General features: G+C 65.8%; 10 protein-coding genes. 4 read left to right on the top strand and 6 right to left on the bottom strand.

From position 1 onward, the window contains the following. From Q0743_RS30365 to Q0743_RS30350, 4 genes are all read right to left on the bottom strand, one after another. The coding region (locus tag Q0743_RS30365) for a caspase family protein (protein WP_298245112.1) at positions 1–1,870 on the bottom strand (1,870 nt) is incomplete at its 3' end. Positions 1,871–2,125: 255 nt separating this feature from the next. Continuing rightward, positions 2,126–2,869 carry a carbonic anhydrase gene (locus Q0743_RS30360; protein ID WP_298245111.1) on the bottom strand — a complete coding sequence of 248 codons (744 nt, stop codon included), beginning with the start codon at positions 2,867–2,869 and terminating at the stop codon, positions 2,126–2,128. 115 nt (positions 2,870–2,984) lie between these two features. Then, positions 2,985–6,488: a DNA polymerase III subunit alpha gene (dnaE, locus tag Q0743_RS30355; protein WP_298245110.1), complete on the bottom strand. Its 3,504-nt coding sequence runs from the start codon at positions 6,486–6,488 to the stop codon at positions 2,985–2,987. Positions 6,489–6,957: 469 nt separating this feature from the next. Continuing rightward, positions 6,958–7,680, bottom strand: coding sequence for an outer membrane beta-barrel protein (locus Q0743_RS30350; protein WP_298245109.1), 723 nt, complete (start codon positions 7,678–7,680; stop codon positions 6,958–6,960). A gap of 253 nt (positions 7,681–7,933) precedes the next feature. Here Q0743_RS30350 and Q0743_RS30345 point away from each other — a divergent pair, with 253 nt between their 5' ends. From Q0743_RS30345 to Q0743_RS30335, 3 genes are all read left to right on the top strand, one after another. Beyond that, positions 7,934–8,242 carry a DUF3551 domain-containing protein gene (locus tag Q0743_RS30345; RefSeq protein WP_298245108.1) on the top strand — a complete coding sequence of 103 codons (309 nt, stop codon included), beginning with the start codon at positions 7,934–7,936 and terminating at the stop codon, positions 8,240–8,242. A 1-nt stretch (position 8,243) separates the two neighbouring features. Then, complete coding sequence (locus tag Q0743_RS30340) at positions 8,244–8,516, top strand: DUF3551 domain-containing protein (RefSeq protein WP_298245107.1); 273 nt, start codon at positions 8,244–8,246, stop codon at positions 8,514–8,516. A 131-nt stretch (positions 8,517–8,647) separates the two neighbouring features. Continuing rightward, positions 8,648–9,949: an MFS transporter gene (locus Q0743_RS30335; RefSeq protein ID WP_298245106.1), complete on the top strand. Its 1,302-nt coding sequence runs from the start codon at positions 8,648–8,650 to the stop codon at positions 9,947–9,949. Positions 9,950–9,973: 24 nt separating this feature from the next. Here the strand turns inward: Q0743_RS30335 and Q0743_RS30330 are convergent, their stop codons facing one another. Both Q0743_RS30330 and Q0743_RS30325 read right to left on the bottom strand, forming a co-directional pair. After that, positions 9,974–10,612 carry an HD domain-containing protein gene (locus Q0743_RS30330; protein ID WP_298245105.1) on the bottom strand — a complete coding sequence of 213 codons (639 nt, stop codon included), beginning with the start codon at positions 10,610–10,612 and terminating at the stop codon, positions 9,974–9,976. Between the two features lie 43 nt (positions 10,613–10,655). Further along, positions 10,656–11,117: a carboxymuconolactone decarboxylase family protein gene (locus tag Q0743_RS30325; protein ID WP_298245104.1), complete on the bottom strand. Its 462-nt coding sequence runs from the start codon at positions 11,115–11,117 to the stop codon at positions 10,656–10,658. A gap of 112 nt (positions 11,118–11,229) precedes the next feature. Between Q0743_RS30325 and Q0743_RS30320 the strand changes: the two genes are divergently transcribed. Next, positions 11,230–12,639, top strand: a complete 1,410-nt coding sequence (locus tag Q0743_RS30320; protein WP_298245117.1) for a PLP-dependent aminotransferase family protein — start codon at positions 11,230–11,232, stop codon at positions 12,637–12,639. Positions 12,640–12,651: the final 12 nt, after the last annotated feature.

Here is a 12,651-nt window from a genome sequence, read left to right as displayed (position 1 = left end):
CAGTCGCCGTCGGAGCGGTCGCCCCCGGCGCGGGCTTGCCGCCCGGCAGGGTCCCTGCCCCCGCCGGTGGCGTCGGCGGTCCACCATGGGCACCGGGGACCGGCAAGGTATTGGCCTGCGGCAGCTTGGTCTGTGGCGCGACCGGCGGCGCTGCGGTCGGCGCGACGGCTGCCGACGTTGTCGGCGGGGGGCCGGGCTTGGCCAACGGCTGGATCGTCCCCGGGAGCGTGCCGGGCTTCGCCGTCGGTTGGATCGTCGCGCTCGGCGGCATCGGCGCCTTGCCCTGCTGGATCAGCGCGGCGCGCTGCGCGACCGCCTGCGGCACGGCCGGGCCTGCCGGGTTGGCACGGCCGGCAACAGCCGGCGCCAGATTGACCTGACCAGGTCCCGGCCCCGCGGCGGGTGCAGGCGCAGGCGCCGGCGGACGGTTGATCACCGTGTTGATGACCGTCGTGTTGTGGATGTTCTGGTAGATGATGTTGTTTGGCGGCGGCGCGACATAGACCGGCGGCCTGACGAACACGGGGATCGGCACGAACACCGGCTGCGGCAGCACGAACAGGCCGATGACAGGCATCGGCGGCGGCAGCACGACGAAATCCGGCGGCGGCGGCGGCAGATAATAGACCGGCGGCGGCGGTGGCGGCGCGAAGCCGAAATCGGGATCGCTGAAATACAGCACCGGACGATCGACATAGACCACCTCCTGGGGCGGCGGCGGCGGCACGTCGTAGTCGATCATCGCAAAACTAGGCGGCGGCTCCGGCGGCGCGGTGAGGATCGCAAGACGCCGGCGCGCGTCGCCAGCGTGCGGCCCGCGCGGATAGCGGCGCAGATACGACCAATACGCTTCCGGCGTGTCGGTGCGATAGGTCCGCCGCCAGGTGATGGCCTCGCGGCGCGCCGCCACGATCGCCATCACGCGCTTGGCCAGGGGATCGCCAGGATAGGCAGCGAGAAACTCCTCATAGGCCGGCAGCGTGTCGCGCTCGAGCGCGGCAGCATAGGCATCCTGCACGCCGAGATCGCGGATCGGCTTGTTGCGGAGCGCGGCGACCTGGTCGGGCGCGGCCTCCGGTGGTGGCGCGTCAGGTCCGCGCTCGAAGAACGAGAACGGTGCCGAGATTTTCTGCTCGTTCCAGGGCACCTGCGCGCCCTTGCTGGCCTCGTTGACGCGCAGGCGGACGCGATCGAACACCTCGGGCAACGGCAGGCCGCCGGTGCGGATCATCTCCGCCAGCGACTGCGCATAGATGCCGTACGGCCCCGGCTCTTCCGGCGCGACCGTGCCGGGCGCAGCGTTGAAGGCGACCAGCATGTTCGGCTCGGGCTCGACCAGGGCGAGGCCGCTCGCGATCGGCTGGCCGCCCTCGATGAAGGGCTGCGCGCGCGCCGCGTCGAGCACGACGATGTTGGCCTTGAGCGGAATCGACGCGAGCTGGCGGGCGTAGTCGCTGAGCCGCAGGGCCTCGGTCGGAATGTCGGTGTCGCGGGTGATGTTGGAATCGACCGGGATGAAATAGTTCTCGCCCGCCAGCTGGACGCCGTAGCCGGCCAGATAGATCATCGCGACGGTGCCGGGGCCCGAGGCCTGGGCCTTCTGGATGAAGTCGCGAAAGCTCTTGCGCAGCGTGTCGCCGTCGAGATCACGCGCGCCGACGACGTCGAAGCCGGCCGCCTGCAGCGTCTGCGCGATCAGTCCGGCATCGTTCGCGGTGGTTGCCAGCGGCGACTTGGCATAGGCGCCGTTGCCGACCACGAGGGCGATGCGCTTCTCCTGCTGCTGCGCGCGCGCTCCGCTCGGCGCGCCGGCGGTAAGGGCCACGATCGGCAGGATTAGGCAAATGAAGAGTCTGAACGTCCCACGCATGGCTTGCTTGCCCGCTATTGTAGTTGAGGAGCCACCACGCATGAGGCGCGCAGCCAGCTGAACGGCGATTGAACGAAAGGCTCGGATTGAGGCGGTGGCGTGGCCACGCCGCTGCCGGCGTCAGCTCCAACTCAGCCTGACGTCAACCGCGGCGCAGCCTAAGAACTGCGCGAGGCTCGTTCAAGTCCCCGCCTGGCGGCCGCCCTCCAACGGGCAGAGGCCGGCCGCCTGGCTCTGGTGCTCCCGAAACCGGGCTCAGCCCTGCGCAAGCAACTCGACGGTCCCCGTGCTCAGCCGATAGATGCCGCCGACCACCTTGAGCTTGCCCTGCTCGACTGCCGCGTTGAGGAGCGGCGCCGCCGCTTTCAGCTTGGCCACGTTGTCGATGACGTTCTGGCGAATGGCGTTGTCGAGCGCGTTGCCGCTCTGCCCGGCCGCCGTCTTCACCGAAGGCGCAATCGCGGCGACCAGCGAGGGGATGTGTCCCGGCAGCGGCTTGTCGTCCTTCAGCGACTTGATCGTGGCGTCGACGGCGCCGCAATTGTCGTGGCCGAGCACGAGGATCAGGGGCGTGCCGAGCACCGCGACGGTGTACTCCATGCTCGCAATGGTCTCTTCGCCGGCAAAATTTCCGGCGACGCGGCACACGAACAGATCGCCGCGTCCGCTGTCGAAGGCATATTCGGGTGCGATGCGGGAATCGGCGCAGCTTAAAACAGCCGCGTACGGATTCTGACCGCCGACCAATGCCTCGCGCTCATGCGTGAAGTCGTGACGGCGCGACACGCCCGACACGTAACGTGAATTGCCCTCCATCAGCCGCTTGAGCGCCGCATCGGGCGACAGCACGTTCTGGGGTTTCGGCGGTGCCTTGGCTTCCTTCGCCGATGCGGCCCCGCCGAACGCTGCCGCCCCGAGCGCGGAGGCGGCAAGAAGCATCATCGAGCGGCGGGAGGGAGCAAGCGGTTGATGCGGATTTTCAGAGCATTTGTCACACATGGTTGGTCTTCCTTCGTTGCGCGCCGGGCAACAACTGATAGCTGTGCCCGGCAGACTTCGAAACCATGCGTGAGTTGATTAGTTAAGCTTTGGTTTGCGGCAGTGCGCGCAAGCGTCAGAGTTGCTGCACGTCCACCACGCCCGCGACCGCCTTGATCGCGCCGGCGATCTGCGGCGAGACCTTGAAGCGGCCGGGCAGCTTCATCTCGACCTCGGTCTCGAGGTCGAGCATCATCACCAGCGAGACCTCGCCGTCGCCGCTCCCGCGCGGCGCGATACCGGGACTGCCGACTTTTGGCGCGGCGCCGTTCGACGCCGCCATGTCGGGCCCGGCCAAACGCTTGGCGATCGAGTCCAGCGGCTTGGTGTCGCGCACGAAGATGCGCAGCCCCTTCTGCGTCTTGGCGGCGGCATCGTCGAGCGGCTCGGCATGCAGCACGCGGGCGCGGACGTCCTCGCCCTGCAGCTCAGCGCCCAATTGCAGCAGCACGGCCGCGCCCGGCTCGAGCACGTCGCGATATTGCGCAAGGCCCTCGGAGAACAGCACCGCCTCGAAATGGCCGGTGGGATCGGAGAGCCCCATGATGCCCATCTTGTTGCCGGTCTTGGTGCGCCGCTCCATGCGCGAGACCACGGTGGCCGCGACCTTGCCGGCGGTTGCGCCGGTCTTCACCGCACGCGAGAATTCCGCCCAGCTCTGCACCCGCAGCCGCTTCAGCACGGTGGCGTAGTCGTCGAGCGGATGGCCCGACAGGAAGAAGCCGACGGCGTCGTATTCGCGGCGGAGCTTTTCGGCCGGCAGCCACGGCTCGATCTGCGGCAGCATGATGGTCGGTGCGTCCGCCGACATGCCGAACATGTCGTTCTGGCCGATAGTCTCGGCCTGATGCGCGCGCTGGCAGGCGGCGAGGATCGAATCCGCGCCGGCGAAGACGCGGGCGCGGTTCGGCTCCAGCGTGTCGAAGGCGCCGGCAGCGGCGAGACTTTCGATGATGCGCTTGTTGATCGCGCGCGGATTGACCCGCGCGGCGAAGTCGGCGAGCGAGGTGAACAATCCGCGCTTGGTACGCTCCTCGATGATCTGCTCGATCGCCTGGATGCCGACACCCTTGAGCGCTGCGAGCGCGTAGTAGATCGTCCTTTCGCCGACTTCGAAGGTCGCGCCGGAACGGTTGATGTTCGGCGGCTCGACCTTGATGCCGAGGCGCTGCGCCTCGGAGCGGAATTCGGAGAGCTTGTCGGTGTTGTTCAGATCGAGCGTCATCGACGCCGCGATGAACTCCACCGGATAATGCGCCTTCATGTAGGCGGTGTGATAGGACACCAGCGCATAGGCCGCCGCGTGGCTCTTGTTGAAGCCGTAGTCGGCGAACTTCGCCAGCAATTCGAAGATGGTCTCGGCCTGTCCCTTCGGCACGCCGTTCTTCACCGCGCCTGCGACGAAGATGTCGCGCTGCTTGTCCATCTCGGCGCGGATCTTCTTGCCCATGGCGCGACGCAAGAGGTCGGCGTCGCCGAGCGAATAGCCCGACATCACCTGCGCGATCTGCATCACCTGTTCCTGGTAGATGATGACGCCGAAGGTCTCCTTCAGGATCGGCTCCAGCACGGGATGCAGATATTCCGGCTCCTCGTCGCCGTGCTTGCGCGCGCAATAGGTCGGGATGTTCGCCATCGGGCCCGGGCGATACAACGCCACCAGCGCGATGATGTCCTCGAACCGGTCGGGGCGCATGTCGACCAGCGCGCGCCGCATGCCCTGGCTTTCAACCTGGAACACGCCGACCACCTCGCCGCGCGCCAGCATCTGGTAGCTCTCGGCATCGTCGATCGGCAGCGTGGCGAGATCGACGTCGATGTTGCGCGGCTTGAGCAGCTTGCAGGCAACGTCGAGCACGGTCAGCGTCTTCAGGCCGAGGAAGTCGAACTTCACGAGGCCGGCCGGCTCGACCCATTTCATGTTGAACTGGGTCACCGGCATGTCCGACTTCGGATCGCGGTAGAGCGGCACGAGCTCGCTTAAGGGACGATCGCCGATCACGATGCCGGCCGCATGGGTCGAGGCGTGCCGCGTCAGGCCTTCGAGACGCTGGGCGATGTCGAAGGCGCGCGCCACGATCGGATCTTCGTCGCGGAATGCCTGGAGCTTTGGCTCGCTCTCGATCGCGGCGGCGAGCGTGACGGGTGCGGCCGGATTCTGCGGCACGAGCTTGGTCAGCTTGTCGACCTGGCCGTAGGGCATCTGCAGCACGCGGCCGACGTCGCGCAGCACGCCGCGCGCCTGCAGCGTACCGAAGGTGATGATCTGCGCGACCTGGTCGCGGCCGTAACGCTCCTGCACGTACCTGATCACCTCGCCGCGGCGGTCCTGGCAGAAGTCGATGTCGAAGTCCGGCATCGAGACGCGCTCGGGGTTGAGGAAGCGCTCGAACAGCAGGCCGAACTTGATCGGATCGAGGTCGGTGATGGTCAGCGCCCAGGCGACCAGCGAACCTGCACCGGAGCCGCGGCCCGGCCCGACCGGAATACCCTGGCTCTTCGCCCATTTGATGAAGTCGGACACGATCAGGAAGTAGCCCGCGTATTTCATGCGCATGATGACGTCGAGCTCGAACGCCAGGCGCTTGTCGTAGTCCTCCTCGGTGGTGCCCTGCGACAGGCCGTGGACGCGCAGGCGGTTGGCGAGCCCCTCCTCCGCCTGGCGCTTCAGCTCGGCGGCCTCGACCGAGGCGGCGTCCGAGCTCTGCGCGGCGCCGACCGTGAAGAACGGCAGGATCGGCTTGCGCGTCATCGGCCGGAACGAGCAGCGCTCGGCGATCTCGACCGTGGAGGCCAGCGCCTCCGGAATGTCGGCGAACAGCAGTGCCATCTCGGCGCGCGTCTTGAAACGATGATCGGGCGTGAGCTGCTCGCGCTCGGTCTCCGCGATCAGTCGCCCGCCGGCGATGCACAGCAGCGCATCATGCGCTTCGTAATCGTCGGTCGCGGCGAAATACGGCTCGTTGGTCGCAACCAGCGGCAGGCCCTTGGCGTAGGCGATATCGATCAGGCCGCTTTCGACGCGCCGCTCCTTGTCGATATTGTGGCGCTGCAATTCAACGTAGAGGCGATCGCCGAACAAGGCGGCGAGACGCTCGCATCGCACGCCGGCGAGTTCCGTCATGCCGCCGGCCAGCGCCAGCGAGATCGGCCCGTCCGGTCCGCCCGTCAGCGCGATCAGTCCCTCGCTCTGGCCCTCGAGCCAGTCGAACTTGATGAACGGGGAATGGCTATCGGGCGATTCGAGGAACGCGCGCGAGTTCAGCCGCATCAGGCTGCGATAGCCGCGCTCCTGCGCGGCCAGCAGCACCACGCGCGAGGGCCCCATCGCGTTGCGCGCATTCGGGTCCTGGTCGCCGAAATCGATCGCCAGCTCGCAGCCGACGATCGGCTGGATGCCGGAACCAGCCATCTTGTCGGAGAATTCCAGCGCACCGAACAGATTGTCGGTGTCGGTCAGCGCCAGTGCCGGCTGATGGTCCTTCTTCGCAAGCTCGGCAAGCTTGGCGATCTTGATCGAGCCCTTGAGCAGCGAATAGGCCGAGTGAACGTGAAGGTGAACAAATCCGGCGCTCGGCATGGTCGCGTGACGGCCTCTTGCAGATGGGATGGAGCGGTCGCCGGCTCCTCAGGGCATCATGCACTCGCCATCTGCCCTCGTTTGCCGACTCGCCTCGCAATGGTGGGGCGTCGCAGCCAGAGAGTCCACGCCGGACCGGCCGATCCGCGGCGTCGTCCCGCTTTTCCCCAGCCCGGGCTGTCGCGGCCAGCAGGAATCAGAGCTGCGGTATGACCTGGGCCCAGATCGCGACCATCCCGACGAACAGCGCGATCGAGGCGAGTGCGGCGGCTTCTTCCACGAAAATCCTGAACATGGCTTGCTCCATCACTAGAACGTATGAAGAACATTGTTCTCATTTCGTTCTTCGGAGTCAAGCGATCTCGGCCGCTCGAAAATCAAATGGTTAACTTGCTGAATTCAAACAATAAAAAAAGCCCCGGCCTAAGCCGGGGCTTTTCGAGGACCGCTCCGAAGAGAGCGATCAGTCTCAGTAACGGCCGAGCATCGGGCCGCCGAACTTGTAGTTCAGGCGGACGAGACCCATGTCGACGTCCTGCTTGACGTTGACCGCCAGAACACCGGCGGGGCCGGTCAGGTTGCGGTCGTTGCCACCGAGGAAGATGTGGTTGTATTCGGCGCCAACCGACCAGTTCGGGGCGAAACCGAACTCGAGGCCCGCGCCGACGGTGCCACCCCAACGGGTGTCGTTGGCCGATGCCAGCGACACGCCGGCGAGCGAGGCATCGTACTTGGTGCCGACCACAGCCGCACCGCCCTTGACGTAGAGCAGCACGTTGTTCCAGGCGTAACCGACCTGGCCGGTGATCAGACCGAACGAATCGATCTTGGTGCTGTTGGTGAAGCCGGAGATCGCGCCGACATGGCTGCCCGAGAAGTCGGCCCAGTTGCCCTGGCCTTCCACGCCGAACACGAACTGACCGGACTGCCAGCGATAGCCGATCTGGCCACCGACCGTGCCGCCGGTTGCATCGTGGGAACCGTCACGGCCGAAGCCCACCAGATCCCACTTCGCGTGCGACGAACCGCCGCCGCCGTTGATACCGATGTAGAAGCCGCTCCAGTCGTAGATCGCGGCGACCATCGCGGGCGCCTTGGTGTAGGGCCGTGCTGCGAGGTCAGCAGCCAGCGCCGGCGCGGTCGCGCTGAGCGCGACGAGGCTCACAGCAGCAAGCAACAAATTCTTCTTCATTTGAGTCCCGTTCCAGTTTCGTCGTTAGGCCCCCTGGCCGTGCAGTGGTCATAACAGCGATCGACGGAATTGCTGTAACCACGGCGCAACAGTTGGCTCCAAAGGCCCACGCTTCATGAATGAAGATTTTTCAGCGTGCGCTGGAAACCCTTTGAAACAAGTGTTTTCTGTAGTTCCAATGTCGACTACAGGACATAAACTGCATGCGCGCGTAACAACGTCGCGCGCACATTCACGTGATTGGAGAATTGAAATGCGCGGTCGCGTTACTCGTCCCATTGTCGCCACACTTTCGCTCGCATTGATCACATTTGCACTCGCGTCAACTGCGAGCACGCCGGCGCGCGCATTCGGCAAGAGCCATCCCTTCTGCCTCACTGGCGATGAATGGCCGGGGCTGAGCAATTGCAGGTTCGACACCTACGCGCAGTGTCAGGCCAGCGCGTCCGGTCGCGCACTCACTTGCATCGCCAATCCCTATTTCGTCGGGCAGAGCGACGATCCCTACGCATATCAAAATCGTCCGCGCACGCTGGCGCCGGGCTACTACCTGCCGCGCTGAGATGCACAGCGCCCGCCTCGCACTCGTCGCGGCCGGCCTGCTCCTCGCGGGCGGCTCTGCGCGCGCGCAGACCTATGATCCGAGCTATCCCGTGTGCATGCAGATCTACGGCCCCGTCGGCTATTTCGACTGCCGCTACAGCTCGCTCGAGCAGTGCAGATATCTCGCCGTCGGACGCTCGGCGAGCTGCGTGGTGAACCCGTACTTCCCGCCCAAGAAGCCCGCTCGCCGTTCGAGGCCGGCCGACCGAGGGCCCGTACACGTGGGACGCTGATATGCAGCCGGCTCTTCGGCGGTGCTCGGGTGTTGACGCGGTCTGATCCAGGTTTAAGTACGACGGACAAAGCTTGCAGGGGTGGCGACGTTCGCTGGGTTGGTTCCGTCGACGCCACCAATGCAGGACTCATGACGACTTCGCCTCAAGCGACCTCGCGCCACGCGACATCGGCTTCCGCGCCCCCTCACCTCGCCATCGTTCTCGTCTCGCTCGCAATGGGCGGCTTTGCGATCGGAACCACCGAATTCGCATCGATGAGCTTGTTGCCGTTCTTCGCCGCCGATCTCGGCATCGACGAGCCGACCGCAGGCCACGCGATCAGCGCCTACGCGCTCGGCGTCGTGCTGGGCGCGCCGCTGATTGCCGTGCTTGGCGCGCGGTTCGCGCGGCGCACGCAGCTGTTGGCCTTGATGGCCGTGTTCGCGCTCGGCAATGCGCTGACCGCGCTCGCACCCGGCTATGGCGCGATGATCGCGGCCCGCTTTCTCTCCGGCCTGCCGCACGGCGCTTATTTCGGCATTGCCGCGCTCGTCGCAGCCTCGCTGGTTCCCCAGCATCGTCGTTCGCAGGCCGTCGGCCAGGTGATGCTCGGCCTGACCTCCGCCACCATCATCGGCGTGCCGCTCGCCAATCTGATCGGACAGGCCGTCGGCTGGCGCGCCAGCTTTGGCCTCGTCTCGGTGCTGGCGTTGCTCACGATCGTGCTCTGCGCGCTGTTCGCGCCGCGGGACCAGGCCGGCAGGTCCGATCCGCTGCGCGAGCTCGGCGCGCTCAGGAGCGGCCGCGTCTGGATCACGCTGGCGATCGGCGCCGTCGGCTTCGGCGGCATGTTCGCGGTCTATACCTATCTTGCGACGACCTTGATCGAGGTGACCAAGGTCAGCACCGCCGTCATCCCGTTCTTCCTGGCCGTATTCGGCATCGGCGCGACGCTCGGCAATCTGTTCGTGCCGCGCTTTGCCGACCGCGCCTTGATGCCGACGGCGGGCCTCATCCTGCTGTTCGCGGCCGTCGCACTGCTGCTGTTCCCGCTCGTCGCGGGCAATCCATGGCTGCTTGCGGCCGACGTCTTCGCCATCGGCGCCAGCGTCTCGCTCGGCGCCATCCTGCAGACTCGGCTGATGGACGTTGCGGGAGAGGCACAGGCGCTCGCGGCCGCGCTGAACCATTCGGCCTTCAACACCGCCAATGCGCTCGGACCGTTCCTCGGCGGCCTCGCCATCCGCGAAGGGCTGGGCTGGACCTCCACCGGTCCCGTCGGCGCCGCGCTGGCGCTGCTCGGATTCCTGATCTGGATCGTTGCCTGGCGCGACAGCCGGTCCGCACCGATCGCGCACGCTTCGCGCAGCGATGCTGCCTCGCTGGCGCAAGCGCCGCCGCTGGCACCGGATCATCGCCGCGCGAATTCCGCCAGGGATCGCGTGGCATGACGATCTGCGCCGGACGCCGTCGTTTCAGCTTTGCCAGGGCGTGTTGCGGATGCGCGTGCACGCATTCGGCTTGCGGAAGCCGGGATCGTGATCCTCGATGTAGTCGAAATTCACCGTCCCGAACGTCGTCTGCGGCTTCTTCAGCGCCGAACAGGTCTGCACCTTCAGGAACTCGTTCTTGAAATCACCGCGCGGAAACGCCGAGATCACCTGATCGCGCTGTTCCGGGGTATAGTCGTCGAACCCGACGCCCACAACGTCCACCAGGACGCCCGCATTGGTGAGCGCGATTTCCGGCCGCATGAATTGCGGAATGCCGGGCGTGGTGTGTAGTGCGATCGCTTCCCACACCAGATCGGCTTGCGGCTCGGCGATGCCGCGCGCCCGCAAGAAGTCACGCGCAGCGTCGGCGCCGTCGACCTCAAACCGCTTCGTCTGCGAATGGAAATGATCGACCAGACCGAGATCGTGGAACAACGCCGCGACATAGAGCAGCTCGGCATCGAATTTCAGCTTCTGGCGCAGCCCCTTGATCGCGCCGAACACGTAGACGCGGACGGAATGATTGAACAGCATCTCGTCTTCGTAGCTGCGCACCAGCTCGGCCGCCTCGCGCGCCAGCTGGCTGTCGGGAATTCTGACACCGGAAATCACGCTCGTCATCGTCAAGCTCCTGCCCTGCGTCCAGTTGATGCCGCGTGAGCCATCAGGCGGCCTTCTCGAGCGCCGCGTGAGGCGTATTTCGGAAGCTGATCGACATGCGATTATACGCATTCATCAGGCTGATTGCGATTGTGAGATCGACGAGTTCGCGCTCGCTGAAGACGTTGCGGGCGGCTTGATAGGCTTCATCCGGAACGTTGGTCTCGGCAACACGGGTGACCGTCTCGGCCCATGCAAGGGCTGCGCGCTCGCGTTCGTCGAAGAGATTGCCGGCCTCGTCCCATGCCTGCAACAGCGCGAGCTTTTCGACCTTAACGCCGCTCTTCAGCAGATCGCGCGTATGCAGGTCGAGGCAATAGGCACAGTTGTTGATCTGCGAAATGCGCAGGTAAACGAGCGTGACCAGCGTTCCAGGCAACCCACTCTGCGTGACATAGCCGTAGACTCCGCCGAGCGCCTTCGCGCCGGCCGGTGCGATGTGGTTGTAGTTGAGACGTTCACTCATCCGACGACTCCCTGATGATCGGGGCGATCAAAGCCCTCCTACTCCCTCAGATGCTCCTCGCCTGGTTCACAAAAAAGTACCAAAAACGCACAAAAATCTTGTACCATCGGGAATGACGAAGCCGCTGCGCCTGGAGCTCGATCGGTCTGCCAAGACGCCGCTTGCGGAGCAGATCCATAGAGGGATCAGGGCCGCCATCGAGAGCGGCGTGCTCGCCCCGGGCGCACGCCTGCCCTCATGGCAGGATCTGGCGGCTCAGCTTGGCGTCGCGCGCGGCACCGTGCGCTCAGCCTATGAGAAGCTCTCATCCGACCAAATGATCGTCGCGGCCCGTGCGACCGGCACGCATGTCGCCGACCGGCGGTCCTTCCCGGTGCGGCCGGACAAGGCACCCGACCCCGGCTCGTTCATGGAGATGTACCAGGAGTTCACGGCCGGACCGGCGATCTTCCAGATGGGCGTGCCGTCGCAGGAAACTTTTCCTGCGAAATTGCTGGCGCGAATGCGGGTAAGAGCGGTTCGCGCCGAAACGAGCGCACCCGCGATCTACCCGGATCCGCGCGGCGAGCTGGACCTGCGACGTGAGATCGCGGCCTACCTTGCGCTGGCCCGAGGAATAGAATGCGCACCGTCCCAAATCATCATCACCAACGGCTTTAGTGGCGGCCTCGGCCTCGCGCTCCGTGTCCTCTGCCTCGGGCTGAAGAAGAAAGTCTGGATGGAGAACCCCGGCTTTCCTTTCACCCGGCACGGTCTCGAACTCGCGGGATTGTCCATCGTACCGATTGCGGTCGATGCCGACGGCATCGACGTCGATTTCGGCGTGAAACATGCCCCCGACGCCGCGCTGGTTGTCGTGACGCCGGGGCAACAGGCGCCGCTCGGATCCACGCTGTCACTGGCACGCCGCTCACGGCTGCTCGAATGGGCGACCCAGAACAAGGCATGGGTGATCGAGGATGACTATCTCAGCGAACTGCAGCTCAAGGGCCGCGCCACGCCGGCGCTCGCCTCGCTCGACCGCACCGGCCGCGTCATCCACATCGGCTCCTTCAGCAAGACCATAAGCCCGGCCTTGCGGCTGGGCTTCGTCGTTGCACCGGCGGCTCTTGCGTCGCGATTTGCAGAGACTGCGGCTTGCCTCGCGCCGGCACCGGGACCCGCGGTGCAGCTGGCTACGGCCGACTTCATGCGCGACGGCCACTATCTTCGGCATCTGCGGCGCACGAAACGCGCCTACACCGCGCAAGGCGATGCGTTGCTGAAACAGCTCCGCACGCGCCCTGCGAAGGTTGCGATTGCCGGTCTGGCCGCGGTGTTGCGATTGCCGGACGGAGCACCCGACCTCGCTATCGCCCGGGACGCAGCGTCGTTCGGACTGGCGCCGACGCCGCTATCGCTTTGGTACGCTCCGACCGCTTCGGCGTGCCCAGGACTGTTGCTGGGCATCGCGACGTCTCCGCTCAAGAAGATCGAGGCGTCCTGCGAGCGGCTCCTTGGGATCATCGACCGCTTGACGTGACCCTTACCCGGC

It is taken from the genome of uncultured Bradyrhizobium sp. (assembly GCF_936943645.1).
Classification (GTDB): domain Bacteria; phylum Pseudomonadota; class Alphaproteobacteria; order Rhizobiales; family Xanthobacteraceae; genus Bradyrhizobium.
Note: the sequence above shows the minus strand (reverse complement) of the source record. Positions and strands in the feature narration are given on the sequence as shown.

Excerpts from the sequence above, each read along its gene's own strand:
- Q0743_RS30330 (WP_298245105.1), bottom strand. The coding sequence starts at position 10,612 with ATGACGAGCGTGATTTCCGGTGTCAGAATTCCCGACAGCCAGCTGGCG.
- Q0743_RS30360 (WP_298245111.1), bottom strand. The coding sequence starts at position 2,869 with ATGTGTGACAAATGCTCTGAAAATCCGCATCAACCGCTTGCTCCCTCC.
- Q0743_RS30325 (WP_298245104.1), bottom strand. The coding sequence starts at position 11,117 with ATGAGTGAACGTCTCAACTACAACCACATCGCACCGGCCGGCGCGAAG.
- Q0743_RS30335 (WP_298245106.1), top strand. The coding sequence starts at position 8,648 with ATGACGACTTCGCCTCAAGCGACCTCGCGCCACGCGACATCGGCTTCC.
- Q0743_RS30345 (WP_298245108.1), top strand. The coding sequence starts at position 7,934 with ATGCGCGGTCGCGTTACTCGTCCCATTGTCGCCACACTTTCGCTCGCA.
- dnaE (WP_298245110.1), bottom strand. The coding sequence starts at position 6,488 with ATGCCGAGCGCCGGATTTGTTCACCTTCACGTTCACTCGGCCTATTCG.
- Q0743_RS30340 (WP_298245107.1), top strand. The coding sequence starts at position 8,244 with ATGCACAGCGCCCGCCTCGCACTCGTCGCGGCCGGCCTGCTCCTCGCG.
- Q0743_RS30320 (WP_298245117.1), top strand. The coding sequence starts at position 11,230 with ATGACGAAGCCGCTGCGCCTGGAGCTCGATCGGTCTGCCAAGACGCCG.
- Q0743_RS30350 (WP_298245109.1), bottom strand. The coding sequence starts at position 7,680 with ATGAAGAAGAATTTGTTGCTTGCTGCTGTGAGCCTCGTCGCGCTCAGC.